This window comes from Arthrobacter ruber, assembly GCF_002954225.1.
Classification (GTDB): Bacteria; Actinomycetota; Actinomycetes; order Actinomycetales; family Micrococcaceae; genus Arthrobacter_D; species Arthrobacter_D ruber.
Genome location: NZ_PPTH01000017.1, coordinates 247,477 through 272,191 on the forward strand (window position 1 = coordinate 247,477; position 24,715 = coordinate 272,191).

The 24,715-nt window shown below is 61.3% G+C and carries 24 protein-coding genes; 12 read left to right on the forward strand and 12 right to left on the reverse strand.

Translation table 11 applies throughout. From position 1 onward, the window contains the following. Positions 1-37: 37 nt before the first annotated feature. Complete coding sequence (gene ribH / locus CI785_RS12280) at positions 38-520, forward strand: 6,7-dimethyl-8-ribityllumazine synthase (RefSeq protein WP_105032379.1); 483 nt, start codon at positions 38-40, stop codon at positions 518-520. Between the two features lie 350 nt (positions 521-870). Continuing rightward, positions 871-1,521 carry a DUF6308 family protein gene (locus tag CI785_RS17135; protein WP_157940252.1) on the forward strand — a complete coding sequence of 217 codons (651 nt, stop codon included), beginning with the start codon at positions 871-873 and terminating at the stop codon, positions 1,519-1,521. 124 nt (positions 1,522-1,645) lie between these two features. Here CI785_RS17135 and CI785_RS12290 read toward each other — a convergent pair whose 3' ends face one another. From CI785_RS12290 to CI785_RS16860, 10 genes are all read right to left on the reverse strand, one after another. After that, the gene (locus CI785_RS12290) at positions 1,646-2,188 is read right to left on the reverse strand and encodes an NYN domain-containing protein (RefSeq protein ID WP_205753625.1); all 543 of its coding nucleotides are present in this window, start codon (positions 2,186-2,188) and stop codon (positions 1,646-1,648) included. Continuing rightward, entirely contained in the window at positions 2,166-2,651 is a 486-nt protein-coding gene (locus CI785_RS12295; RefSeq protein ID WP_205753626.1) for a restriction endonuclease subunit M, read from the reverse strand. The genes CI785_RS12290 and CI785_RS12295 overlap by 23 nt, the downstream gene beginning before the upstream one ends. Positions 2,652-2,867: 216 nt before the next feature. Continuing rightward, on the reverse strand, positions 2,868-3,299 hold the full coding sequence (locus tag CI785_RS17140; protein ID WP_157940253.1) for a hypothetical protein: 432 nt from the start codon (positions 3,297-3,299) through the stop codon (positions 2,868-2,870). Between the two features lies 1 nt (position 3,300). After that, positions 3,301-4,122: a hypothetical protein gene (locus CI785_RS17145; protein WP_157940254.1), complete on the reverse strand. Its 822-nt coding sequence runs from the start codon at positions 4,120-4,122 to the stop codon at positions 3,301-3,303. A gap of 203 nt (positions 4,123-4,325) precedes the next feature. After that, positions 4,326-5,456 carry a hypothetical protein gene (locus CI785_RS17365; protein ID WP_205753627.1) on the reverse strand — a complete coding sequence of 377 codons (1,131 nt, stop codon included), beginning with the start codon at positions 5,454-5,456 and terminating at the stop codon, positions 4,326-4,328. A 422-nt stretch (positions 5,457-5,878) separates the two neighbouring features. Next, complete coding sequence (locus CI785_RS12305) at positions 5,879-6,943, reverse strand: restriction endonuclease (RefSeq protein ID WP_105032382.1); 1,065 nt, start codon at positions 6,941-6,943, stop codon at positions 5,879-5,881. Between the two features lie 125 nt (positions 6,944-7,068). Beyond that, entirely contained in the window at positions 7,069-10,263 is a 3,195-nt protein-coding gene (locus tag CI785_RS12310; RefSeq protein WP_105032383.1) for a type I restriction endonuclease subunit R, read from the reverse strand. A 96-nt stretch (positions 10,264-10,359) separates the two neighbouring features. After that, entirely contained in the window at positions 10,360-11,499 is a 1,140-nt protein-coding gene (locus CI785_RS12315; protein ID WP_157940255.1) for a restriction endonuclease subunit S, read from the reverse strand. 19 nt (positions 11,500-11,518) lie between these two features. Then, positions 11,519-13,150, reverse strand: a complete 1,632-nt coding sequence (locus tag CI785_RS12320; protein WP_105032385.1) for a class I SAM-dependent DNA methyltransferase — start codon at positions 13,148-13,150, stop codon at positions 11,519-11,521. Between the two features lie 167 nt (positions 13,151-13,317). Next, positions 13,318-13,836 carry a mismatch-specific DNA-glycosylase gene (locus CI785_RS16860; RefSeq protein ID WP_108724250.1) on the reverse strand — a complete coding sequence of 173 codons (519 nt, stop codon included), beginning with the start codon at positions 13,834-13,836 and terminating at the stop codon, positions 13,318-13,320. 525 nt (positions 13,837-14,361) lie between these two features. On the opposite strand from CI785_RS16860, the gene CI785_RS12325 reads away from it, so the two are divergent. From CI785_RS12325 to CI785_RS12340, 3 genes are all read left to right on the forward strand, one after another. Next, positions 14,362-14,646, forward strand: a complete 285-nt coding sequence (locus CI785_RS12325) for a ribbon-helix-helix protein, CopG family (RefSeq protein WP_105032386.1) — start codon at positions 14,362-14,364, stop codon at positions 14,644-14,646. A 455-nt stretch (positions 14,647-15,101) separates the two neighbouring features. Continuing rightward, complete coding sequence (locus CI785_RS12335) at positions 15,102-15,305, forward strand: hypothetical protein (RefSeq protein WP_205753628.1); 204 nt, start codon at positions 15,102-15,104, stop codon at positions 15,303-15,305. A gap of 47 nt (positions 15,306-15,352) precedes the next feature. Next, positions 15,353-16,261: a DNA/RNA non-specific endonuclease gene (locus CI785_RS12340; protein ID WP_105032389.1), complete on the forward strand. Its 909-nt coding sequence runs from the start codon at positions 15,353-15,355 to the stop codon at positions 16,259-16,261. An 81-nt stretch (positions 16,262-16,342) separates the two neighbouring features. Here the strand turns inward: CI785_RS12340 and CI785_RS12345 are convergent, their stop codons facing one another. Beyond that, entirely contained in the window at positions 16,343-16,897 is a 555-nt protein-coding gene (locus CI785_RS12345) for a flavin reductase family protein (RefSeq protein ID WP_170068240.1), read from the reverse strand. A 103-nt stretch (positions 16,898-17,000) separates the two neighbouring features. Then, positions 17,001-18,476: a DHA2 family efflux MFS transporter permease subunit gene (locus CI785_RS12350; RefSeq protein WP_105032390.1), complete on the reverse strand. Its 1,476-nt coding sequence runs from the start codon at positions 18,474-18,476 to the stop codon at positions 17,001-17,003. A gap of 216 nt (positions 18,477-18,692) precedes the next feature. On the opposite strand from CI785_RS12350, the gene CI785_RS12355 reads away from it, so the two are divergent. From CI785_RS12355 to CI785_RS12385, 7 genes are all read left to right on the forward strand, one after another. After that, on the forward strand, positions 18,693-19,277 hold the full coding sequence (locus CI785_RS12355; protein WP_105032391.1) for a TetR/AcrR family transcriptional regulator: 585 nt from the start codon (positions 18,693-18,695) through the stop codon (positions 19,275-19,277). Positions 19,278-19,510: 233 nt separating this feature from the next. Then, on the forward strand, positions 19,511-20,296 hold the full coding sequence (locus CI785_RS12360) for an SDR family oxidoreductase (protein WP_105032392.1): 786 nt from the start codon (positions 19,511-19,513) through the stop codon (positions 20,294-20,296). A 170-nt stretch (positions 20,297-20,466) separates the two neighbouring features. Beyond that, positions 20,467-21,795, forward strand: a complete 1,329-nt coding sequence (locus tag CI785_RS12365; RefSeq protein ID WP_276308032.1) for an NtaA/DmoA family FMN-dependent monooxygenase — start codon at positions 20,467-20,469, stop codon at positions 21,793-21,795. Positions 21,796-21,944: 149 nt separating this feature from the next. Further along, positions 21,945-22,367: an organic hydroperoxide resistance protein gene (locus tag CI785_RS12370; RefSeq protein WP_105032394.1), complete on the forward strand. Its 423-nt coding sequence runs from the start codon at positions 21,945-21,947 to the stop codon at positions 22,365-22,367. A gap of 64 nt (positions 22,368-22,431) precedes the next feature. After that, positions 22,432-23,445 (forward strand): ketopantoate reductase family protein, encoded by a 1,014-nt coding sequence (locus CI785_RS12375; RefSeq protein ID WP_105032395.1) that lies wholly within the window; start codon positions 22,432-22,434, stop codon positions 23,443-23,445. 191 nt (positions 23,446-23,636) lie between these two features. After that, on the forward strand, positions 23,637-24,299 hold the full coding sequence (locus CI785_RS12380; RefSeq protein ID WP_105032396.1) for a recombinase family protein: 663 nt from the start codon (positions 23,637-23,639) through the stop codon (positions 24,297-24,299). Positions 24,300-24,309: 10 nt separating this feature from the next. Beyond that, complete coding sequence (locus CI785_RS12385) at positions 24,310-24,612, forward strand: hypothetical protein (protein WP_105032397.1); 303 nt, start codon at positions 24,310-24,312, stop codon at positions 24,610-24,612. The last annotated feature ends 103 nt before the right edge of the window (positions 24,613-24,715 follow it).

The following is a 24,715-nucleotide window of genomic DNA, read 5'->3' on the forward strand; positions in this document are numbered from 1 at the left end:
CACCACCCCATTTCCAGCACCCACCAGAAGGAGAACCATGAGCGGCCACGGAGCACCGAGCATCGACATCAGCGCACTGCCCACCCAGGACGGCGCACCCCTGCGCCTCGCGATCATCGCGGCGAGCTGGCACACCCAGATCATGGACGGTCTGCTCGACGGCGCCCGTCGTGCGGCTGCCGAGGCCGGAGCGGAGGTGACCGAGATCCGCGTGCCCGGCAGCTTCGAGCTGCCCGTGGCCGCCGCGCGCGTGGCGCCGTCCTTCGACGCCGTTGCCGCTCTCGGCGTCGTGATCCGCGGTGGTACCCCGCACTTCGAGTACGTGTGCCAGGCGGCGACGTCCGGCCTCACCGAGGTGAGCGTCCGTACGGGCGTGCCGGTGGGGTTCGGGGTGCTGACCTGCGACACGGAGCAGCAGGGACTCGACCGCGCGGGGCTGCCCGGCTCGTCGGAGGACAAGGGGCACGAGGCCGTCTCGGCGGCACTGGCCACCGCAGCAGTCCTCCGCCGCTGGCGGTAGGACTGGCGACGGCGGCGGGGGGGTCCCTTGCTGCGCAGGCCCCGTTCGTGTTTCAACGTCAGTGCTACTCGGTGAAGCCAGCACTCGCGGCCATATACGTGCGTTCGCTTTCGCCAGCACTGAGTCGTGATGGTGCTGGTGGGCCGCACGAGGCTCGATTGCCGATAACAGCGCATACGAAATAGATATCGGCTTCGGGCGTCGAAGCTTCGGTCTGCTCAGGTGGTGTCGCGCAGAGCCACCTATTCGTGCAGCAGATCCTATGAACAATTTTCGGTCGAAAACACATTCAGACGGTTCTTGTGCGCGTCCAGCGGCTTGTGATATCTGAGTGCTGGCACTATCGATCCATGACCAATCGGACCCTCACCGTTGCCGGTACCACCTATTCCGTCACTGACGCATTTGCACGATTGAAAGGCTATCCGTGGAAGACACCGCTGGCCTTCGACCTACAAGGCACAGGAGAACCGGGCGTACTGACCACCGATGAGGTCATGCGCACACGGAAGGTCAGCTCACGAATGTCCTACGCACAGGCTGCCCGGTTCGTCGATGCAGCGGCTACAGCACCATGGGTCGATGCGACTGCGGACCTGGCTGACGCAGACCCGCAGGAAACGAGTGGACTGTTCAGCGGCATGACAGACCTGTACTGGCACTTTGCTGAAAGAACGTCCCCAGATGTAAGCATCGCGAAACTCTCAAAGGTCCTCTACCTGAAGTACCCAGCCCTCTACCCGATTCTGGACACTCATTTACTAAAGGCATACAAGCCGCAGACCCGGGGTCTGCGCAGGACCTACCGTGACTTCGGGGGGTACCAGCGAGCATGGGTTGTCATCCGCGAAGAACTCCTCGAGGCACGCACCACCGGTGCGATAGACGAACTGCGTCAACGGCTCCGCGACTTCGACTCGTCAGAGGACGACGAGGTGGCGCGGGTCCATCGGCTCGACAAGCTCACTGACCTTCGTCTGCTCGACATCTTGGTCTGGTGAGGATGCCATGCCGTCCACGCAATGCTCGAGCATTTATACCGCTCTCGTAAGGAAGCTTCATGGGTACTGAGAAATTTGGTGAGAAAATTCGCGCCTCAATAGAAAATAATTTTCTGCTAAGAATCTATTTTCGAGTCAGGTGGTCAAATAGTGGATCAAGTGGAGAGAAGGAAACTGGGGCAGTCTTAAGTTCCTTTCCGGTTGCGTGCTCCCAGAAGGTTACGACTGTCTCAAAACCTCGTTCCCTAAGGTTCTCGATTACCGGTAAATAATCTCTGTCTCCAGAAACAAGAACAACTTTATCCCCAGGCTTCATGTACTGGAATGAATCAGAGAGTATCTGTGTAGCTATGGCAACATCGACTTGTTTTTCTTTGTTTGCCGCATTTCTGGCAAAAGTAAAGACTTCGAAACCTTCTTTTTTAGCAAGCTCCCAGAGGGAGTCGTTGTCTGGTGGCAAAGATCCAAACAAGCTTGAGCGGCCAATCTGCGCAGTATCAGGGCAAATACATTTATATAATTGACCAAAATCATACGTCCATGATGGGTCGCTAATTCCTTTATTCATTGCTTCACGTATATCTTTAGCTAAGCCATTCTTTACTGCACTTAGTCGCATTCCTTCAATCCATACGTTGGAATTATCAACATAGACATAGAGTGTCAAAACTTGAACCTTTCAGCGGTCTGATTTTAGTATTTACTGTACCATTGATAACGGTGTGAAAAGGTTTATCACCTCCACGCTCGACCGTGCCGTCTGGACGAAGCCCCGGGTATATCCAGTCTCGGAACTCGGCTACCAGGATGAGGTCATCACGCTCGACCGTGCGAATTTCATCTTCCGCACTGTCGAGAAGTGAGATTTCGACAGTATCCCCTTGAAGTGCTTCAACGCGCCACAAACGCTTGTCACCAGCAATCGTGGATCCCCTAGGAGGAAGGACGCGGACCTTGCTTCCTTTGCGGATTTTGTGGCCGGCGAGCTCGACAGCTTCAGGGGCGTGCCGCTCGAAGTTGAGTTCAAAAGGCAAACGCTCCTGCAGCGGCTGGATCTCGCTCTCGAGATCCTTGCCAAGTTGCGGGTCGAGCTGCTTGGCAGCGCGCAGAAGGTCGGTAAGTCGTGACATCCCCATCCTTACTTCTACATGAATGAAGCCCGTGCTCCTCGCAAGCAGCGCGGGACGAACTCACTCCGAACCCTACCTGCGCTATGCAGATGGAACGAAGTGCAGCCAGAAGCAGGCGGATACTAGGGGTATCTGTACAGAACGTAGACGGACCGTCCTCGCGCCCCAGCAGGTCATGCCTCTAGGGACCGTTCGTAGTCTTCGCGACACGCCAAGCTAAGGGTTGCTAAGAACAACGGCGAGGCAGGCATGCATCTCGCTCAATAGCGCGTCAGCCCGTACTCGATCGGGCATCTCCCCAGCTGCATGCATGTACTTGTTCCGTTGGTTCACGATCGAAGCCATCCATGCTTCCTTCTCGCCTTGACTCAACGCACCCTTGATTAGAAGGCGCTTCATATAGTCTCCGAGACTGTAGTCGGACGGTTGGAGCCAACTCTTAGCAGTAAGGAGTTCGCGAAGCGTGGTATCGAGCGCACGAGTTGTGTGTAGCACGGCGAGCAACCAACCGCTATGTTGTGCAATCCTCGATGTCGCATCAATACGCGCGAGTTCTCCAGTGATTGCGGTCAATTTTGGTGAGTTCATCAGATGGGAGTGGCCGCTAATAAGAATATTAAGCGTCAGCAATCTGTTTTTAGAGTTCATTTTATCCCAACGCCGGGTACTTGACCGCTGCGCCCGCGAACGCAGCAGTTCGGAAAGGTTTCAAGAGATCATTTGTGGTGGCACCTTCGGGTCGCCAATTCTGTTTAATATCAGCTCTGTGCAACGAGAGGTAAGCATCGCCGTTCTCAAGCAATTTAGCCGTCTGGAACAGTGGTGAGATTCCGTTGCCAATCCCGTAATCAAGGGATGTCGCCGCAGTGGAAAATGATCTAACTCGGGAAATCAACTGTGTCCTGCCATGTTCTTCATCAATTTCCGCGGAAAGACTTCCATCAACTGAGAGGTCAATCCATGACGCGAATGACTTGTGGCGATTAGAATGAACTCTGGAAGTGGGAAACCCCGGTTTTTTAATGTCGATGGAGTTCAGCTTTTTCGGCGGAGCCCAAGCAGCCGCAAATCGCTCTGAATTGAAGCGTTTTAGTACTGGAAGAACGTGCCGAAAATCCTCATCCACCGATATGTCGTTCGAGGTTTCACCCTCTTCATCCATCAGCGTTGTTGCTACGTCGAATAGCGCGTAATCATTTGTTGAGACGGGTAATTTATTGTTAGAGATTATGAGCCAAAATGCTGTGTTTTCCGGTAACGCGAGGCGGGACAGAAGTATTCGGCTTTGCTCACTAGGAGATGCAGGGCGAGACCAGGGGCTGCTGTACATGAAAGCCGCAACTAAACCACTGTCGTTACTTGCCAGCAGATCGGGGCCTCGGGACAGGAGTGGATGATCTGGGTACGCAACGAAAGCTTGCTCGTTGAAACGATGACGGGCAAACGATTGAATGAGTTTTCTTCGGTCCACGTATTAACAGTAGTCTTAATTTTTCCTGCCAGCCTGATCGATGTGATTTGGGTGTCGGTGTTGGTTAGCGATCGTGGTTCGCCCCGAGGTGCTGCGCCGACTTCAGTCTGCGCCACACCGATCCAGCCTGAGTGAATGGTGTATTCAAGCAGGCCTGCCCTAGACAGCTCCGCCTGGCGGACGGAGCTGTCTAGGGCAGGTCGTTAGAGCACTGGTTGTAAGGCCCAGCCGCGCGTAGGTTGCCCGTCGAGGAAACTCCACTCATCCGAGCACTTGCTGCACTCGATCCAGACGCTGTGGTCGCGGAACCCAGGAATGTTGTCGTGCTCCTCGACGATCATCCCGTCACCGCATGGGCACCGGAATTCGATCCGCTCCGTCGTGCCGGCGCGCTCACCATATCCAACAGCCTCGGACGTCGCACTGATAGTCGGAGTACGGACCCCCTTTGGTTGGGGAGTGGTCTCAAGCCATTCCCCAATCGCAGTTCGAGCCGCATCGTATGCCTCAGAAGAACGAGAGACCTCGGTCAAGAGGGTCAGCAAGTCGTCGGGCGTAGAAGTGAACCGGTGCTCACTCCGCCGGACACCTTCGGCGTAGTCGCCGGCAAAGGTCCCGACCGGATTGTCCCGCTCAGCTTGCGCTATCAACCAGTCATGGAACGGAGCTGACACTTTCCCGGCGGCTGGCTTCTCCCACTCGTCTTCGACCCGCTCACCCGCAGCGCAGCGCCGGAGTGCATCCTGCAGGTAGGCGAATCCAGGTGGACGGAAGTGATGTGCCTTTGGCTGGTTCGCCCCGCCCTCGACCATGGCTCGTACATATTCATGCTCCCGGTCCGGTATGCCGATCAGCAGGTTAGGCCCACCGTCGGTGTCGTACTCGGCAATGGGAAGATCCAGCGCAGCTGCCGCCCAAATCAGTTGCCCGTTAGTCACATACGAATACGGAGAGGGAAGGAACTTCTCAACAGTGTGCTTGAGCCTGTAGCTACCGACGCTTGGAGGAGTGGCAGGGTCCTCCAGGCTGAACATGCGAAGCACTTCAACGACCAGGGCGAGCTGGATGTAGTCCTTTTCGCCATCGAAGGTGAAAAGATCGTCGGCGTAGAACCCCATGTGACCGAGGACAAAATCTCCCTCGTCGGCACCGATCAGGGGGTGGTCGCGCAGAGTGGAGATTAGCTGTCGTGCGCTGACTCTTTCACCCAAGAGGCCTTGAGCGAATGGTGACCTCATTTGTCGCAACGCGGCCGTGTGCTTGCCCTCGGTGAACTTTTGCCATGCGCGGGCATCTTGCGTCACCGAGCGGTCATTTGTGCTGTTGATGGACATCATCTCAATCTCAATCCCGAGACTTGCACCCCACGCCTACAAGCCCCTTGGTTCTGAGAGAGATCTCTTATCCGAAAGGTAGCAAAACCTGGATCAGCAACTGTTGTCCTCGAGGTCTTCGTAGCGTGGGACTCAGACTCGGAGTAGGGAGGTCCAGAACCACCCGAGAAAGATCATAGCCACGACTATCCCATGAGTCCATAGCGCGTTGGAGGGCCGCCTGATTTGCGGGGTGAAGCGTCACCACATGGTTGTGGCGTTGGGGTACACCTCAACGCAACAGCGTCCGTACGTAAGGGGATCCAATTTCGAACGGTGCCCTCTACCGTCGCGGTGCAGCTGACGACGAACCCGGGATAGGTGAGCTTGCGGTACGTTACCGGTGAAGGGAGGAGGCTAGATGAGGACCACTGTGGGGGTGTTTATCCGGTTTCTTCATCGAGGACCCAGGCGCGTGTGAGGCGGATTCTCATGCGTAACTCGTCGGGGAGCCGGTCGTAGACCTCGAACAGGTGGTCGAGGACGTCGTCGGCGTCCCAGATCCGGGTTGTGAGGCGGTCGGTGCGTATTTCAGCTCGTGCCTGCTTCTTCAGCCCTCCCCATGCGACAAGGAGGCATTGATCGGCCCGGTGCTGGCCCATGGCTCCTTGAAGGCCGCGCACGACCGATGAGCCGATAGGTCCCTCTTCGGATTTCACCTCGACGATGAGGGTGGGGGAGTCGAGGCCGAGGGGTCCGCGGCCGGCGATGATGTCTACCCCTTGGTCTGGCCCAGGTGGGGACACCTCGCAGACGTAACCTTCTACGCGCAAGATCCCTGCCACGAGCTCGGTGAGGCCGTGTCCCTTGAAGTTCTCGACCAGGTGGGTGCGTACCCGGTCCCGAATGGTCTCCAAGGTCGGAATTGCAGCCGGGTCAGTAACGTCATCAGCTTCACTACCACCAGTCGAACCGGTCGCAGTGGTGGTTCGGGTAGGGGTGGTCTGTGGGTTGTTGCCCGGGTCGAGCCCGGTGTCGAGGAGACGACGCAGGCGTTGTTCGGCGTTGTTCTTCGATGCCTGGAAGACGGTCATGGCCCCGTTGATGGTGTTGAGCAGGTCGTCCTTGATCGCGGCCCGGGGGATGTCGGTGGTCTTCCAGTCAACAGTGAGTGTGTGGCGGGTGTTCGGATCGGTCTCACTTGCCCGGTATTCGTAGCCTCTGGTGCAGATGCCGAGGGCGATCTTCTTAGTGGTCTTTAATGGCATCACCACGAGATCGCCGGGTGTGATGGTGTGGCGGATCGCCCAGAGCTGGCCGGTGAAGTTCGCGATTCGTCCGGGTGAGGCGGTCGGGAACGCGGTCTCGACGGCGGCGCGGACCTGGTCCTTAGTCGTTGCTGCGGTTAGGTCCGCGACTTCGAACCAGCCCCCACCTGTTACGCCCTCTTGGAGGGCCCACTGCTCACGTTCGCCGTATTTACCGGCCCGGATAATCCACGCAGTCATTTAGCACCCCCGTCTAACAAGCTCCTCGGCACAGCACCGACCAGTCTCAGCGTATGCCGTGAACCGATCCGGGACCCTCCGGCGCCGGGCAATTTTGATGACACGCAGCGTGGTCCACGCTGTAGTTAGGCTCGTGCCTCCGCGAACCGGGGTGCCATGGATTCCATCTGCTCCATGACGAGTTTGATGGCCTCTGGCTGCTTGTCCGGCGGGTACCCGTTGATGACCAAGAGTCGTTTGATGGAGGAGCGGAGTTTCGCGCGGACGTCATCGCGCACTGTCCAGTCCGTGCGTACATCCCGCCGCATGACGTTGACCAGTTGACGGGCGATCTCAGCTAGTTTCCCCTCGCCCTGAACCGCTACAGCGGCCTCGTTCTGCGACACAGCATCGTAGAAGGCTAGTTCGTCCGTGTTCAGCGGGGGTGTGATCTGTGCTCCCCGGTTCCCTTCGGCCGCGACCTCACGGGCCAGTTCTACTAGTTCGGCGATGACCTGGGCGGAGGTCAGCTGCTGGTTGGTGTACTTGTTCATCAACTCAGTGATGCGTTCGGAGAACGCCCGCTGCCGGATGGCGTTGTTCCGCGTGGTCTTCGCGGATTCGTCGGCGATGAGTTTGCGTAGTGCTTCAATGGCCAGTTGCGGGTTCCGGGCCTGCTGCGTCTTTGCGATGAACTCGGGGGTCAGGTCATCCAGGGACGGCTTTGGCATTCCGGCCGCCTCATAGATGTCCAGGACCTCACCTGAGGATGTGGCAGTGGCAATGAGGTTCCCAAGCAGACGCTGAATTTCCTCTGGTACTGGCTCGCCGCTGGCTTGTCTGGCCTCGGCGTCGAACTTCGCCATGTACACGCGGGTTTCCTCATATACCTGGATCTCTGGTCGCAGCTCGGCCAGTGTCTCGGAGCCTGAGCTGAGCGCCCATGCCCGGGAGAGCTGGCTGGAGTACCGCCGGTACTTGGAGCCGAGGGTTTCTTCGCCCTCGGCCGGCTGGTTTCCCGGCGTTTCGGGGCTGCGCAGGTAGTTTGCTGCTCCGGTTGCCGCGCTGACGAATGCTTTCGGTCCGCCCTTGGTGAGTACGGCTTTCCAGTTGTAGCCGGCCAACAGCTCGCGCAGTGAGCCTACGAGCGAGACTGTCACGCCGACAGCTTCATCGACGTTTTTACCGACCGGCTTGTTCGTCCGGTCGTCCTTCGTGTACTCGCCGAGGGCCTTCGCAAGGTTCTCTGCCAACGGGGCGTATGCCACCAGCAGGCCATCCTTTTTGCCCCGGAATGTGCGGTTCACCCGTGCGAGGGTCTGCATCAGCAGTGCACCCTTGAGCGGCCTGTCCAGGTACAGGGTGTGCAGGGGAGGGGAGTCGTAGCCGGTGAGCATCATGTCTTTGACGATCACCAGTTCCAGTTCGTCGTCGACGTCCCTGAGCCGTTCTTTGATGACCGCGTTCTCCGAGTCGCGGCGCACATGATCAGAGACGGGGGGCTGGTCGGTGGCGTCCCCGGAGTAGACGACCTTGATCTTGCCTTTGGCCAGGTCAGTGGAATGCCAGTCGGGGCGTAGTTCCACGATCGCCGTGTACAGCTTCGCGCAAATCTCGCGGGTCCCGCCGACGATCATTGCCTTTCCCGGGGCTTCGATGAACTTGCCCATCCGGGCGCTGCGGTTCTCCCAGTGCGCGACCAGATCAGCGGCCAGCGCCGCGATGCGTTCTGGCGCCCCGTAGACAGCATTGACGATGGCGACGCTTGCTTCGATGCGTGCCCGGTCGCTTTGCTCGAGTCCTTTTGTTGCCTCGTCGGCTGCCCGATCAAGGATCTCCTCCGTGACCTCCGCGGCCAGTCCCACCCGGATGAGACGTGGTTCGAAGTACACGGGCACTGTTGCGCCGTCCTCGACGGCGCGGGAGAGGTCGTAGATGTCGATGTATTCACCGAACACGTCCTGGGTGTTGCGGTCATCAAAGGAGATTGGTGTCCCGGTGAACGCGATCAGTGTTGCGTTCGGGAGGGCGTCCCTGAGGTGTCGGGCATATCCGTCGAGGTCGTCGTAGTGGGAACGGTGCGCCTCATCGACGACGACAATAATGTTCCGCCGGTCAGACAGCAGCGGGTGGTCCGCGCCGGCGTCTTTCTCGGCCTTGCTGCGCCCGAACTTCTGCAGCGTCGTGAAGTAGATGCCACCGGTGGTGCGGTTGCTCAGCTCCTCGCGGAGCTCGGAGCGTTTCTTGACCTGCTGGGGGGACTCGGCGAGCAGCAGGCTGCGGTCGAAGCTTTCGAAGAGCTGGCCGTTGAGCTCGTTCCGGTCCGTGATGACGACGACTGTCGGGTTCCGGAGCTTGGGGTGGCGTGCCACCAAGTTAGCGTAGAGCTCCATCTCCATCGACTTGCCGGAACCCTGGGTGTGCCAGACGACGCCAGCCTTGCCGTTACTCTCAACGGCTTGGACAGTGCTGCCCACGGCCTTGGTCACTGCGAAGTACTGGTGCGGCTTCGCGATGCGCTTGGACAGGCCGTCCGAGCCCTCGTCGAACGCGGTGAAGTTGCGGACCAGTTGCAGGAAACGTTCCTGGTTATAGAGGCCCTGCAAGGATGTCTCCAGGGCGGTCACGGCTTCGCCGTCCTCCATATGACCCGGAGGGACAGGTAACCCGTCGTCGTCGACGTTCCAGGGCGAGAAATGGTTTAGAGGGGTGAACGGGGTTCCGTACTTCGCTTGGATGCCGTCGGAGGCGAGGGTGAACACGCAGAAGCGAAAAGCCATGGGGAACTCACGCAAATACGTCTGTAGCTGGGCGTGAGCAGCGGCGACGTCCGCGGTGGCACTGCCGGCTTTTTTCAGTTCGATCACACTGACCGGCATGCCGTTGCAGTAGAGCACGACATCGAAGCGGCGGTTGTAATCGCCCTGCACCAGGGTGACTTGATTGACTGCGAGCCAGTCGTTCTGGTCTGGGTCGGCGCTCAGGAGGTGAATCGTCGGGTTGGCCTCATTGCCATCGACATCGATGTAACTCAACCGGTAGCCACCCACAAGGTAGTTGTGGATCCGGTGATTCTCGGACATGGCGTCGGTTGACTTTGGCGCAGCGATTTCAGCGAGGGCCTGCTGTAGGTACTGCACCGGCACTTTTGGGTTGTACCGCTGCAGGGCAGCGAGCAGCCGGGGACGAATCAGCAGCTCGTCCCAAGTGTCCCGTTCGCCCGTGCCGGGCGCGATAGCCTGCCCCGACATCGGCTCCCAGCCGAGCGGCTCGGCCAAAAGCTCAAGCGCCATGCCCTCCCAGTCGGCTTCCGAGAAAGCTAGTGCAGGTGTTGCTGTCATTGATCTTCCCCCTGATGAACCTGGCATTGTTCTGAGACCTTCTTGCATGCCCTGCTTTGGTGCCCGAGACGGCGCTTAGTTCGAATCGGGTCTAGCTCACACTCCCGCGTCCTCCAACGCTCTCTCAGCATCCTTGACCCGCAGCCTGCCGGACATCAGCTGGGGAAGGAGTGTGTCCCGGGTTTCGGCGAGTTGAAGGCTTTCCACCTGAGTGCTTAGGCTCAGCTTCCACAGCGATTCCATCATGTCGCTGTGCTGAGCAATCACGTCTGGCTTCGGGACAAGCACGGGTTCGTCTAGGTGTTTGCGCTGGATGTGTCCCATAGTGGTTGCCTTGTCCGCTGCAACGGACTTGAAGTAGGCAAGTTTCTCCCGGAGAAGTTCATGCACTAGCCATGCGGGGAAGCCCTCGTTAGGGATGACTTTAAAGATGTGTTGATTGATTATCGCTGCCGGACGGAACCAACGATGTAGTGTCAATGATCCCGACCACGCGAACAACAGATCTCCTGGATTAGCAACGTACTGTTCAGGCACGTCGGCGTCGCTATATACGGTAGACCCGCCGATGCCGGAGTTAAGTTCGGCGATGCGAATGACAACGCGTCCAGTTCCACTAGCACCCTTCGTGAATGCTTTGCCATTCACAAACTGAGCTGTCGAAGACAGCGGCTGCAGTGCTGCATCGATAATCATTGACTTGAAGTTAGATTGAGCTAGGGCGTCGATTTTTGAGAAAAGCGTGATATTGGCGGCGATCTTGTCGTCAAGGGCCCCCAGCACTTCTTCGATTCCCGAGCGGACTTCCGCTGGCGGCACCGGAATTCGCAGTCGTTTAAGATCCGCGAGATTGAGTGTCGACTGCACCGTGGTGTTGAGAACGCCCAGTATCTCCGACTTTATTGGGGCCGATTCGAAGCAAAGCTGCAGCCATCGGGCACTAACGCCAGTCGGACGAATCACCGCTATCGCTCGGGCGACGTTCCAGCCGGTCAATGACCGTGGGGCAACAGCCGATTCCCCCACGGTCCCGACCAGTGACAGCAATAGTTCCCCTCCAGAAAGTTGGGTACGGCTATGCTTCGACGCTATTTCGGCAGCGACCCTGATGGGCGAAGAAGCATCGATAACTCCATTGCGCACGTCTTTAACCCGTACGATTGGGACCCCGCCCACCATGTCACTGCCTGGCTGCACGACTCCATAAGAAATCTGGCGATCTTGAACTAGATCCACGAGCGCTAGTCTCGGCCACTCAGACATTAACCCGCCCCAATTGCTGGCGCACAACCGCCGCCAACCGCTCCGACTCGTCGAACTGCTCGAGCAGCTCCTTCGACAGCCGAGCGATCTTCTCCTCGATCGGTTCGCCGTCGTCCTCGACATCAACGGCGCCGACGTACCGCCCAGGCGTTAGGGCGTAGTCCGCGGCCTTGATCTCCGCGAGCGAGGCCGAGTAGCAGAAGCCGGTCTCATTGTCGTACGTTAGGCCCGCATCCACCGCGGAAGCCGTGCCGCGCCACGCGTGATAGGTGCCCGCAATCTTAGCGATGTCGTGGTCTGACAGGGCGCGTTCGGCGCGGTCCACCATAGAGCCAAGATTACGGGCGTCGATGAAGAGCACCTGCCCGGTTCGGTCAATGGAGCCGCGGGGTCCCGCGGTCTTGTCCTTCGCGAAGAACCACGTGCAGACAGGAATGCCGGTGCTGCGGAAGAGCTGAGTAGGAAGGGCGACCATGCAGGAAACCAGGTCGGCCTCGACAAGTTGGGCGCGAATTTCGCCTTCACCGCCGGAGTTGGAGGACATGGAGCCATTGGCCATAACCACACCTGCACTGCCACCGGGGGCGAGCTTGGAAATGATGTGCTGGATCCAGGCGTAGTTCGCGTTACCCGCCGGGGGGACGCCGTACTTCCAGCGGGGGTCGGATTCGGAGCGAGCCCAGTCCTTGATGTTGAACGGCGGGTTGGCCATGATGAAATCCGCGCCGTTGTCGCCGGTAAGTTCGGGGTGTTGGTCACGAGCGAAGGTGTCTCCCCAGCGGGAGGCGAGGTTTGCGTTGAGGCCATGGATCGCGAGGTTCATCTTCGCCATCCGCCAGGTGCGCTCATTGAGCTCCTGACCGTAGACCGAGATGTCCGAGCCTTCCATGTCGTGTGCGGCAAGGAATTTCTCTGCTTGGACGAACATGCCGCCGGAGCCGCAGCAGGGATCGTAGACACGGCCGCGGTGCGGTTCGAGGACCTCGACCAGAACACGGACAACGCCGGCCGGGGTATAAAACTCGCCGCCTCGCTTCCCCTCAGCTTTAGCGAACTTCTCCAGGAAGTATTCGTACACCTCGCCGAGCAGGTCGCGGGCCTTACTGACTCCCTGGCCGGTGAAACGGGCAGAGTTGAACAGGTCCAACAGCTCACCGAGTCGGCGCTGGTCCACGTTGTCCCGGTTATAAATGCGGGGAAGCGTGGCCGCCAAGGACATGTTGTCTCGCATGATCAGGTCCATAGCCTCGTCGATAAGCTGGCCGATGGACTTGGGCTCATCGCCGTCAATCGCGGGCAGGCCTTTGGCGTTGTCGGCTAGGTAGGTCCAGCGTGCCCGTTCTGATACCCAGAACACGCCACGGCCGGTGTACTCGTCCACGTCATCGATCAACTGGGCGATCTGCTCTTCGTTGAGTCCGTCCGCTTCCAACTCGGACTGAATCTGTCCGCGGCGTTCCTCGAACGCATCCGATACATATTTGAGGAACACCAGGCCGAGGATCACGTCCTTGTACTGGGAAGAATCCATGGAGCCGCGTAGCTTGTCCGCGGCCTTCCACAAGGTGTCCTTGAGTTCCTTCATGGTGGACGGGGCGAGGTCCACCTTCACTTTGGGGGGCATTACCAGAATCCTTCGGTTGCTGCTGTGGCGTAATCAAAGCGGGAACTCCTGAGAGTAGGTTTCCTGTCCGCTACACCGTCCGCTCTCAGGGTATCGAGTGATTCCAGCTGGCCGAGGGGTGGGCGCGCCACGGCAAGTTGTCTGATCAGTTTCTTCGCCTCGCCGATTCAGGACGCAGATTCATCTCTTGCCATTGCTTGCCACCAGTCCAGCGTCATACGTCCATCGATCACCCGCGCATCCCAGTTGTTGCTTGAGCCGGGAACGACGAACACACGGCTGTTGCCGATCAACCAATCCTGTTGACCGCGGTGCACGTGTCGGTCGCTGACGCCTAGGTAGGAGCCAGCGGCTCGTTTGCTGTTGAAGACGATCCACGCGGGAGCATAAGGGCCTATGCGAGTCTCGAAACCGCTGAGATCGTAAGTGAGACCGTCATTGGTGCTGCTGGCTTGCGTCTTGTTCAGGTCGCTTAGCCCAAGCCCGAAGGTGAGGAGCGCTGGGTACTCCTCGGGGCGCAACTTCGGCGTCAGACCTGTCATTGCTAACCGACGCCAAAAGTGATTACTGGGATTAGCGTAGTAAGCTCCGTGAATTTTGCTCGTATCGCCTACCGCGGTGCCGACGATGACGGCTTTCAGTCCGACTTGAAGAACATCAGGCAGTACATGGCTCTCAGAATTCATCGTTCCATCATTTTTTTCAGCTTTCGCACTGCATAGGCGACGTTCAGAGTCGGGCTGGTGACTTCATCCACGGTGGGTTTTGCATTCCTACTTTGGAGGTAAGGTGCCAGCACCGACACGCACTACAAAAATACGCACCCCTCGGGCTCGTGCGGCCGCAAGCCACATATTTCCGAGCTATTGCTCGTATCGCCAACTCGGCGGCTCGACGACTGGAATAAGAAATCTTCGTGCAGTTCGACATGTCGGTTTCCCTGGACTTGTCGCAACCGGCGGGCTCATATCCTGCCCGGTGCGCGGTTCACGCTTAGATGCGGTCAGCCACGAAGGAGCTTGAATGCTCCGCTTGCCCACCACCCTAGCCGAACGAGCCCACGCATGCCGCCGGTAACAACGGGAGCTGAGCCAACGAGCGTGGCGGTGCTCCAAAAGCTGGTGAGCTTGCTGGCACGGTCATATGCCCCTAGCCGTGACTGTCGGCGGTCAGTAGTAAACAGTGTTTACCACTGACGAGAGGAGGTCCTCATGGTTACCCGTAAGCAGTCACCTCAGCAGCCCAACCATGTGGTGTCCGTGCGCCTGACCGCTGACATCATTAAGCGTCTGGATGCCCTGGCGGAGCGAACGAATCGAAGCCGTGGTGTTTACCTGCGGTCCGCGATCACCAGGATGCTGCCCACCCTCGAGGCCGAGCACTGGTCACAAACGAGCGCCGTGTACGAAAGCGATTACTTCCATCAGGAATTCATTCAGCTCACAACCCCACTTCTTGGCCACATGTCATCGGAGGATCCCACTCGTGAGGAGTAGGACACCTGTGGCGTTTGGGTACACCCCAACGCCACAGTGCGAATCAGCTCAAACGGTGTGGTTCTAGGGTCGCTTTTCGGGTTTTGCAACACGAACGGCGGAGGGTCTAGACCCTGGTGCAACGTCGGGCTGCTGCTTGGCTGACACAGGGCCGCCTGGCGGGCCGAGCTGCAGCCCCATATCGGATGTGTGGGGTGGTGAGTAGGATCGGCGGATGACTAGCGCTGAGAATGTGCCGCTGACTTACCCGGAGTTCAATGATCAGGGCGATCGAAACCCGGTTCGTCTTCCACTGACGGAGGCCTCGGAGCAGTGGGAGGTGGACACTGCTCAAGCTGTGGAGTCCATGGAGCCGGAGGAACCGTGGAGCTTGGGTACGCCCACATCTGAGCCGGACCAGAGGTAGCCTCTGTGCCCTTGTTGTAGGTGAGGTCCGTGTGGGCGCCGGTCTTGTCATGATGCTCTTGGCCTTGGCTGCCTATCGTGGCCGGCATGTCATCGGGCGTTTCCAAGCGAACGTTTTGTTGGAGGCATTCCACCTCGGAGAGGACCGGCAACCGGAAATCGCAGGCGGGCTGGCTACGGTGTGGGCTGCAGTGGCGGTCCTGCTGCTGGCCGGTGGTTTGGTCATTGTCGCGGCCGGTTTGGTGGCGGTCTAGGAGCAACCGTTCATCGCGTTGTCACCTGTCGCTGGTAGCTTCGCCGGATGGACGCCACCCTGCCCACACCCCAAACCGCGCACACCGCCACGGCCGCGAGTCTCGACGATCGCGGGGGCTTCGACGAGCAGTTTTTGGGTGTGCCGGTGCCGGTGCCGGCCCTGGCCAGGGTTGAGACGGTCCTGCTTCCGTATACGCACTTTTCGGTGTTGATGCGCCCGGATAAGCGGCTGGCGGCGATTACGGCGCTTGGTATCGACGGGGCGAAGCTCATGGACCTGGATCGGTCGGGGATTCAGTGGCGGTTGGATCCGCGGTTGCCGGAGGATCAGCAGACGGGGGAGCGGGTTTACGCGCGCAACGACATCGACCGCGGACACCTCGTGCGGCGGGCATCGGCTGTGTGGGGCGACACCCGGGCAGAGGCCCAACGGGCCAATGAGGACACCTTCCACTACACGAACGCTGCTCCGCAGGCGGCGAAGTTCAACCAGGGCCTGGAGCTTTGGCTGGGAATGGAGTCATACCTGCTGGAGAACGCTGCGGATAACGCCCGGCGCCTGATCGTGTTCACCGGGCCCATTTTCAGCGACGTCGACCCCGTGTACCGGGGTGTGGAGATCCCGTTGCGGTACTTCAAGGTCGCCGTCCTCCTGCAGGAAGGTGCTTTGGCGGCGACCGGGTACGTCGTGGACCAGACACCGCAGCTCGCTGACCTCGACGATGTACCGAAGCCCGACGCTGTTGGGGATGACGCGCCACCGTTGGGGCCGTTCCGGACTTTCCAAGTGCCAATCCGCGACATTGCCGCACTCACCAGGCTGGACCTCGATCAGCTGGCTGCCGTTGATCGGATGCCAATCGCTGCAACCCTGCCCAGCGCGCGCGTGACCTCTGCATGGCGGGAGCTCTCCAGCCCGGAGTGCTTGGATCTCGATTTCGACCTCAACAGCTGATCACGACGCCTGGAAGGCGCCGTCATCGTCGATGTTCTGAGGGGTCAGTGAAGGATCGTGCACCCGCTGCTGGTGCTGAGGTTATGCGGCGAGCTGCCGGAGTTGGCTGCCGTAGAACACGAGGGGGTTGGCGTCCATGTCTCGGTGTAGACCGTGTACCCGTAGGAGGGCCAGGGCGTGGTCACCGGCGTGGACTTCGGTTTCGAGGCTGACCTGGAAGGTGGCGGAGGATCCGGTGAGTAGCACCGCCCCGTCCTCGGTCTGGTACCAGTCGATGTCGGTGAAGCGTTCGGCTGAGGGGCGCGAGAGCATCCTGACTTTGTCGGCGTGGCCGGCGCTGAGGATGCTGATGCCCCATCGTGTGGCGTTGCGAAGAGCGGGCCAGGTCGTGGAGGTCAGGGCGACGTTGACCGAGACGAGGGGCGGGTCCAGGGACACGGAGGTGAACGAGTTGGCCAGCAGACCCACGGGATGTCCGTCGACGATGGCAGCGACGAGACTGATCCCGGTTGGGAAGGCACCTGTCACGCGTCGCATGGCCTGAGCGGTGGGCTCACCGATCTCTGCCCGCACGATAGCCGCGTTGACTCCTGTGCTGCTTTGCTGAACCGTCGAATCCTTCACTGCGTCCTGCATCTTCACCCTTACTCATTCACTCATTTACTCATCTTCGGAGGGGATCTCCGCGTCCAGTTCTTTGTGCCGACGGCTGCGCCGGTACCTGTGTCGGATCGTCCGGTCAGTGCCCTATCGGGAGGTCTGTGGGGACAGTTGCTGCGCGGCGGGGGAGCAGCAGGGCGCCGACGGCTGAGGCCAGGGTCAGGATCAGCGCGGCGATGAACGCGGCCCGCATGCCTTCCAGTGATACGCCGGAACCTGCACTGTGGGCATTGGTCACCCATGTCAGGACTGTAATGAGGACGGCGATGCCGGCGGCTCCGCCGAGTTGCTGCAGGGTGTTCAGGGCGGCGCTGCCGTGCGGGTAGAGGTGGCGTGGCAGGGAGCCCATGGCGAGGGTGAACAGTGGTGTCCACATGAATGCGAGCCCGATGCTGATCAGCAGGTGCAGGGCCAGGAGGATACCGATGGCCGTGCCCGGGGTGGCGGTACTGAGCAGCGCCCAGCCGGCAGCTGCCATGACAGCGCCGGAGACCACGAGCAGGCGTGGTCCCACGCGCTCATACACGCGGCCGACGGATGCCGCGGTGATCGCGATCGCGGCCCCTCCCGGGATGAGGAGCAGCCCGGTCTCGAGTGCCCCTAGTCCGAGGACGTTCTGCAGGACGAGGGGGAACACGACGTTGAGTCCGAAGGCGGTCATCACCATGGCCAGGAAGATGGCGGCGGAGAGGCTGAAGTCGCGGTGCGCGAAGACGCGCATGTCGAGCATGGCTGCGTCTCGGTGCTGCAGGCGCCACTGCCGGGCGATGAACGCTGCCGTTCCCAGCACCCCGGCAACCAGTGCTGCGCCGGCGATCAGCAGTGAGGCGCCTCCGTGGGACTCACCGATCGTGGAGAGCCCGTAGAGCAGGGCGCCGAAGCCGATCGCGGCGAGGACGAGGGAGAGGAGGTCGATCCTGACCGCCGTCGTGGGGTCGAGGTTGCGGATTTTCCAGCCGCCCAGGACCAGGGCGAGGACCGCCAGCGGCAGGACCAGCAGGAAGATCCAGCGCCAGCTCAGCTGCGCCACGACGATGCCGGAGATGGCGGGGCTGATCGCGCCGGCGACGGCCGGGACAGCGGTGGTGATCGCCATCAATTGGCCCCGTCTACCCTCGGGTGCCAGGCGGATCGCGGTGGTCGTGAGCATCGGCAGCAGGACCGCTGTTCCGATGGCCTGGACGATGCGGCCGATGAGCAGGAGCTCGAAACCCGGTGCCACCGCCGCGATGACCGTTCCGAGGGTGAACAGGCCCATGGTCGCGAGGAACAGTGTCCGCAAGCTGAAACGCTGCATCAGGAAGCCCGAGGAGGGGATGATCACGGCCATCGTCAACGCGTAGGCGGTAGTGAGCCATTGCCCGACACTGGCGGTCACCTCGAGGTCGTCCATGACCTGCGGCAGCGCCACGCCCATCGCGAGTTCGCTCAGGATCATCACGAAGGCACTCAAGGACAGGACGGTGATGACCACGACCTCAGCGGGGCTCAAGCGGTCCCGCACCGGTGCAGGTGTGGGAGGCCCCGCCACCGCGGTGTCCAGGTGTTGACTCATGCCGGATTCGGCCCTTCTCGTAAGACAAAACACAATACGGAGTCACACTCCGCTTCCCCGGTGAGGCTACGGGCCGGGGCGTGTCCTCGTCAAGGAGACTGTCTCCGTTTCGTAATGTGACCGTCCTGCCGAGCGTCGCGCAGTGGTGGGGCGCGGTCGGTTTGCTGCTTCCCGCAGAGAGGAGGTAGTCTCCGTTTTGTCGACAAAGGAGCTGACATGACTGCAGGGACAAGCGCCCCTCGGATGCGTGCTGACAAGGAACGCAATCGATCGCACATCCTCGAGGTGGCCCAAGAGTTCTTCTCCGAGGAGGGCGTCTCGGGGTCGCTGGACACGATCGCGAAGCGGGCTGGTGTGGGGCCGGGGACGTTGTACCGGCACTTCCCCACGCGTGAAGCGTTGATCGCTGCGCTGCTTCAGGCCCGGTATGACGAGCTCTTCGACCGCCGCGATGTGATCGAACGTGACGAGCCGGACACTGCCCGCGCCCTGGAGCGGTGGTTGGAGGCGCTCTATGACTACTCGACCGCTTTCGACGGGCTGCCCGAACCGCTGCGTGTCGCGTTGTTCGAGGAGTCCTCACCGCTGGCCACGACGTGCGAGAACTTCATCACGGCCACGGAAGGGTTCCTCGTTGCGGCGCAACGCGAGAACCGTGCGCAGGAATGGGTCCGGGGTCGTGACCTGTTCCTGGGCGTGCTGGCCACGGCATGGGTCAGTGGCGCCGTCCTGGCTGATGACTCCTCAGCGGCCGTCCTGCAGGCCGTCCATAAGACCGGCTGGATGATCCCCGCCACCTAGAAAACTTCGTCCATCCACTCAATCGGCCGCCCCAACAGGGCCGGATGAGTTGGCTGGGCTGGTCACGAGCGCCAAGCCTGGCTGACAGGCGAATGAGCGGTTCCTGCGCCTTCGTGAAGACCGCCCTATGAGCACTTTTAGCCCCATGTGCGGCAACAGCATGCCCGAAGACCGGCACCCAGCCCCCAATACCTAGACCCCAATAGCCAGACTTCACGTACAGGAGAAGCATCATGACCAGGACGACGGTGATCACCGGCGCGGCGTCGGGAATCGGCAAGGCAACACTCGAACGGCTGCGCGCGGAAGGGCAGACGGTGATCGGCGTCGACCTTCGGGACGCCGATGTCACCGCGGACCTCAGTACCGCCGAGGGACGTGCAACGCTCGTCGACCAGGTCACGAATCTGAGCGGTGGCCGGGTCGACGCGGTGATCGCCGTCGCCGGTCTCGTCGTTCCCGCCCCGATCACCGTCAGCGTGAACTACTTCGCTGCGAAGGCCGCGGTCGAGGGACTTCGACACCTGCTGGTCCGTTCCGATGCTCCTCGCGCCGTCGTGGTGTCCTCGATCGCCGCCATCCAGGAGACCGACGACGCACTCTTCGAACGCCTGATGGCCGACGACGAACCCGGGGCGCTGAAGGAGGCCGAGCGGATCGGCACGACGGTGAACGCGTCCGGCGGCAGTTTCATCTACACGACCTCGAAGTACGCCATAGCCCGGTGGGTCCGCGCCCAGGCCCCGACCCCGGAGTGGGCCGGCGCCGGCATCGCGCTGAACGCAGTCGCACCCGGAGTCATCAAGACGCCGATGACCGCCCCTGTCCTGGCCACCGCCGAGGGCCGCAAGATCCTCGACGCCGGAGCCCCCTCACCCTTGAACGGCCCTGCTGCGCCACCGGAAGCACCAGCGGCACTGCTGGCCTGGCTGACCAGTGCCGAGAACACGCACGTGACCGGGCAGGTCATCTTCCTCGACGGGGGAGCCGAAAGCATCCACCGCCCAGAATCCATCTGACCAAGCTGACTGGCAGGCCCCTTCGCCCCTCCAGGAAGAGGTCTATCCCGCCGCAGCGGAACTGTCGTTTTGCAATACGGAGAGTGTCTCCGTATTCTCATAGGTGAGAGACCCAGTGCGTGTGGGGTCTGATGTTCGCGAGGAGAAGGACGGCCATGACCAGTAAGCCGATGTTGCTTGGAACGGTGTTGGGGACGACGTATGGCGCTCACCCGGGGGCGTGGCGGATGCCGTGGGCTGACCCCAACGCCTACACCGACGTCGAGACCCACGTGCGCACCGCCAAGATCGCTGAGCGGGGCGGGCTGGACTACCTCTTTTACCCGGACCGTGTCTTCATCTGGGGCGACCTGGAGTCGGGTCCGCCCATCGTGTCTATCGACCCGGTCATGCTGATGGGCGCCATAGCGTACGCCACGAAGAAGGTCGGCCTGGTCCCTTCGATGTCGACGTCGTTCAACGAGCCCTACGGCATCGCACGCCAGCTCCGGGCACTGGATGTGATGAGTCACGGCCGCGCCGGATGGAACCTCATCCCCAGCTACGAACCAGAAGCCTTCGCCAACTACGGCCGCCCCGTGCCCTCGAAAGAGGAGAAATACGGCCGTCTGCACGAGGTCATCCAGATCACCCAGGCGCTGTGGGCGAGCTGGGGGAGGGAAGCCGGTACCCCGGACAAGGTCACCGGACGGTTCGCTGACACCTCGCACATCCAGCCGATCAACCTCCACGGCCGTCAGGTCGGATCCCGTGGACCACTTCAAATCCCGCCGTCAGAGCAGGGCCAGCCGGTCATCTTCATGCCCTTCGCCAGCGGCGCCGGCATCCAAGCCGCGGGCATGTACGCCAACGGCATCATCGGTAACCCCTACTCCATGGCTGACGCCCGCTCTCAGCGGGACATCATCCGGTCCGTGACCGAGAACGCCGGCCGCAACCCGGACGAGGCGAGGTATCTCTCCTTCGTCGGCTTCGGGCTCGGCGCAACACAGCAGGAAGCCGTCGAACGGCGCATGGCACTGGAAGACGCCGCAGGCATCGAGCAGCGCATCAGTCAGCTCTCCAGGCTGCTCGGCCTGCGCCTGGACCCGGCCGACAGGGACAAGCCATTGACGGTTACGCAGGTCCAGGGACTACACGCACGTTCCGGAAATCAGCAGGAGACCCTCGCCCACCGGCTCGCAAGCCAGGGCCGAACCCCACGGGAGATCCTCGGTCACGGAGTCCTCGACCCGAATCCAGGAGTCGTCGGAACGGCCGAGCAGGTCGCGGACATGTTCCAGGAATGGTGGGACGCCGGTGTCACCGACGGCTTCACCATCGTCATCGACGACGTCCACGACGGGTTCGACGACTTCGTCGACCACGTCGTGCCGATCCTGCGCCGCCGCGGGCTCCGCCCCGACGAATACCAGGGCTCCACCCTGCGCGACCACCTCGGCTTGCCCGAACAGCTCGGACCCGATCCCCGCCTCGCCGACGGCGACGCAACCTCCTAGACGGTGACGCCGGTCGGGCGATGAACCCTAGGGCAGCCCCACGGCTGCGCCCTCGGGGGTGATCCTCGACCGGCCGTGTCATCACGTACCCCGGCGCACCTCCACGGAACTCACGCACCGGACTCACCCACCTTCTGAAAGGTCCCGTCATGGACATCGTTTACACCGCTGAAGCTCTCGCTACCGGCGCCGGCCGAAACGGCCATGTCACAACCACCACCGGGACGCTCGACCTGGACCTGGTAACCCCGAAGGAAATGGGAGGCGCCGGCGGTGGCGCGAACCCGGAAGAACTGTTCGCTGCCGGCTACGCGGCATGCTTCCACTCCGCACTGCAGATGGTCGCCCGGACCCAGAAAGTGAGGATCCCGCACTCTTCTGTCGGAAGCCGGGTCCACATCGGGCCAGATGGCCAGGGCGGATTCGGGCTCGCCGTCGACCTCGAGGTCGTCATCCCCGACCTGGACCACGACCAGGCACAGTCCCTCGCGGATGCCGCACACCAGGTCTGTCCCTACTCCAACGCCACCCGCGGCAACATCACCGTCACCATCTCCGTCAGCGACGACTGACCCCCTGGCGGGCCGACGTCCTCCACTAGAGCCTCCGACCTACCTGACACGAAGGACCACGATCATGACTGACACCATCCCCTCCATCGGAATCGTCGGGGCCGGATCGGTCGGCGTCAACGCCGCCTACGACCTCGTCCGCGCCGGCGCCAAGGTCACCTTCCTCGTCCGCCCGCACCGCCAGGAACAGCTCTCCCGCCCGCAGGTCATGTACTCCTACGACGACAACACCCTCGACCGGTTCTCCGGGTACGACGTCATCACCAACCCCGCCGCCCTGTCCGACCAGCAGCTGGACTTCCTCATCGTCACCCTCGACAACGCCTCCCTCCACGCCGAAGCAGGCCTAACCCTGACCAAAGAAATCGGACGGGCGTTCCGAGGTACGAACACAGGCGTCATCCTCAACGCCGTCGGCATCGAGGTCATCCCCTGGTTCCTCGCTCAGTCCGGTCTGTCCGGCGACCAGGTCGCCATGGGTAACACCAACGCCCTGGTCCACGAGGTCGGTGCCGCGAACCTACCCGCGGACCCGAGCATCGACGCGGACCTGCTCGCCCAAGCGGACTACGCCATCAAACACCTTGGCCCGGCACGGTTCCTCATCGACGACAGCTCCCCGAACCTCGCCGAAGCCTTCGCCACCCTCTACGCCGGCAACGGCATTCCCGTGAGTATTGAGTCCGCAGCCGGATCGGAGATTGGGTTTTCCATGCTCGCCCCGATCCTCGCCTGGGGGCTCCTCGACTGGCGATCCCTCGACGACATCGACGCGACAGACGAGACGTGGCAGCTAGGCGCGAACAGCATGCGCGAGATCCAGCAACTGAACGTCTTCGGCACCGCCGGCAAAGCCGCCGCCGAGCAGACCACCCCTGAAAGCGTCCTGCAGATGTTCCGGCACATGGCCCAGCAGTCCAAGCCCCTCGACTTCGCCGACTTCACCGCCTACCACCACGGCGGCAAGGTGAACCGCCAGGACCTCGACTTCATCGACGACGCCCGCCAACGCGCCGAAGCAGGCGGCCAGGACGCCACTGCCCTGCGCGAACTCGCCTACCGTCTCCACAACGCGTAATCGGTCCCCGGAAAGCACGCGAGCCCCGGGGCTCCGCCGGGGCCCAAGTGCCAAATACGAACGTTTTCGCTACAGATCTCGCTAATCCTCGATTGAGACTCTGGAGGGCCCGTTTCTTGTAGCAATACTCAGTGTCAGAATCTATGTTTCACTTCTGCTGGTTTGGGATGAGTTCCGCTACATTGAGGAGCATGGGACACCTTTTGGGCTACGCGCGAGTGTCGACGACGGACCAGGACGCCGCGTTGCAGGTCGATGCGCTGACTGCTGCCGGCTGCTATCGGGTGTTCGTCGACACTATTCCGGGATCCCTTGATCAGAGGCCAGAGCTCACGAAGCTGTTGGATCAGCTCAGGCCGGGGGACACGCTCGTGGTGTGGCGGCTCGACCGGCTCGGCCGCTCCATCCGTCACCTCATTGACCAGCTCACAGCGCTTCAGGACAAGGGCATTGGGTTCAAGTCACTTCAGGAAACGATCGACACCACTTCACCTGGCGGTCGGCTCGTCTTCCACGTCTTCGCCGCCCTCGCAGAGTTCCAACGTGACCTCATCAAGGAGCGCACGAACGCCGGCCTTGCGGCAGCCCGAGCTCGAGGTCGCACCGGGGGGCGTCCACCGCGACTCACCCCTCAGCAGGCCACGGCCGCGAGGCGCATGTATGAGCAGCAGGACATGACCGTCGAACAGATCGGTCAGGTCCTCGGGGTCAGCAGGACCACCATCTACCGGACACTCAAGCGCGACCAGGCGACTCCTGCAAAGGGGCGAAAGCCGAAGTCGAAATCACCGGCGAAACCAGCGGCCGAGGTCGAAGCACTTGAGGCCCGGCTCGCCCCAGAGGTCTCTCGATGATCAGGAGAACATGATGATCAGAATCATCCGCTGGTTGCTCACCTCGAGCATCCGGTACAGCTACCTGTTCGTCCGCGCCATCCTCCAGCTGCCGCTGCTGCTGCTGCCCATCCCGCCGCGGGTCCGGAATCAGGTCGCCGGCGCCCTGGCGATCGCGCTCTGGTTCTTTTTGCTGCTCGTTCCGGTCGCCGTCTCCGATAGTCCGTGGTGGGCCGAGTGGCTGATCATCGGTGCAGCTGCATTGGTCATCGTCGGTGTGGTGCGGATGGAAGGTCGCCGGCCGATCGTCCGTCGTCCCGCGCGGGTCCAATGACGTCCTGGCGGAGGTAGCCGGCGGTGAGGCAGTGCAGGGGAGAAGCTGACCGGTTTTGGGAGAAAGTCGTCAAGGGTCCGCGGCTTCACGACTGCTGGATCTG

Excerpts from the sequence above, each read along its gene's own strand:
- ribH (WP_105032379.1), top strand. The coding sequence starts at position 38 with ATGAGCGGCCACGGAGCACCGAGCATCGACATCAGCGCACTGCCCACC.
- CI785_RS17135 (WP_157940252.1), top strand. The coding sequence starts at position 871 with ATGACCAATCGGACCCTCACCGTTGCCGGTACCACCTATTCCGTCACT.
- CI785_RS12295 (WP_205753626.1), bottom strand. The coding sequence starts at position 2,651 with ATGTCACGACTTACCGACCTTCTGCGCGCTGCCAAGCAGCTCGACCCG.
- CI785_RS17140 (WP_157940253.1), bottom strand. The coding sequence starts at position 3,299 with ATGAACTCTAAAAACAGATTGCTGACGCTTAATATTCTTATTAGCGGC.
- CI785_RS17365 (WP_205753627.1), bottom strand. The coding sequence starts at position 5,456 with ATGTCCATCAACAGCACAAATGACCGCTCGGTGACGCAAGATGCCCGC.
- CI785_RS12305 (WP_105032382.1), bottom strand. The coding sequence starts at position 6,943 with ATGACTGCGTGGATTATCCGGGCCGGTAAATACGGCGAACGTGAGCAG.
- CI785_RS12310 (WP_105032383.1), bottom strand. The coding sequence starts at position 10,263 with ATGACAGCAACACCTGCACTAGCTTTCTCGGAAGCCGACTGGGAGGGC.
- CI785_RS12320 (WP_105032385.1), bottom strand. The coding sequence starts at position 13,150 with ATGCCCCCCAAAGTGAAGGTGGACCTCGCCCCGTCCACCATGAAGGAA.
- CI785_RS16860 (WP_108724250.1), bottom strand. The coding sequence starts at position 13,836 with ATGAATTCTGAGAGCCATGTACTGCCTGATGTTCTTCAAGTCGGACTG.
- CI785_RS12325 (WP_105032386.1), top strand. The coding sequence starts at position 14,362 with ATGGTTACCCGTAAGCAGTCACCTCAGCAGCCCAACCATGTGGTGTCC.
- CI785_RS12335 (WP_205753628.1), top strand. The coding sequence starts at position 15,102 with ATGATGCTCTTGGCCTTGGCTGCCTATCGTGGCCGGCATGTCATCGGG.
- CI785_RS12340 (WP_105032389.1), top strand. The coding sequence starts at position 15,353 with ATGGACGCCACCCTGCCCACACCCCAAACCGCGCACACCGCCACGGCC.
- CI785_RS12345 (WP_170068240.1), bottom strand. The coding sequence starts at position 16,897 with ATGCAGGACGCAGTGAAGGATTCGACGGTTCAGCAAAGCAGCACAGGA.
- CI785_RS12350 (WP_105032390.1), bottom strand. The coding sequence starts at position 18,476 with ATGAGTCAACACCTGGACACCGCGGTGGCGGGGCCTCCCACACCTGCA.
- CI785_RS12355 (WP_105032391.1), top strand. The coding sequence starts at position 18,693 with ATGACTGCAGGGACAAGCGCCCCTCGGATGCGTGCTGACAAGGAACGC.
- CI785_RS12360 (WP_105032392.1), top strand. The coding sequence starts at position 19,511 with ATGACCAGGACGACGGTGATCACCGGCGCGGCGTCGGGAATCGGCAAG.
- CI785_RS12365 (WP_276308032.1), top strand. The coding sequence starts at position 20,467 with ATGTTGCTTGGAACGGTGTTGGGGACGACGTATGGCGCTCACCCGGGG.
- CI785_RS12370 (WP_105032394.1), top strand. The coding sequence starts at position 21,945 with ATGGACATCGTTTACACCGCTGAAGCTCTCGCTACCGGCGCCGGCCGA.
- CI785_RS12375 (WP_105032395.1), top strand. The coding sequence starts at position 22,432 with ATGACTGACACCATCCCCTCCATCGGAATCGTCGGGGCCGGATCGGTC.
- CI785_RS12380 (WP_105032396.1), top strand. The coding sequence starts at position 23,637 with ATGGGACACCTTTTGGGCTACGCGCGAGTGTCGACGACGGACCAGGAC.
- CI785_RS12385 (WP_105032397.1), top strand. The coding sequence starts at position 24,310 with ATGATGATCAGAATCATCCGCTGGTTGCTCACCTCGAGCATCCGGTAC.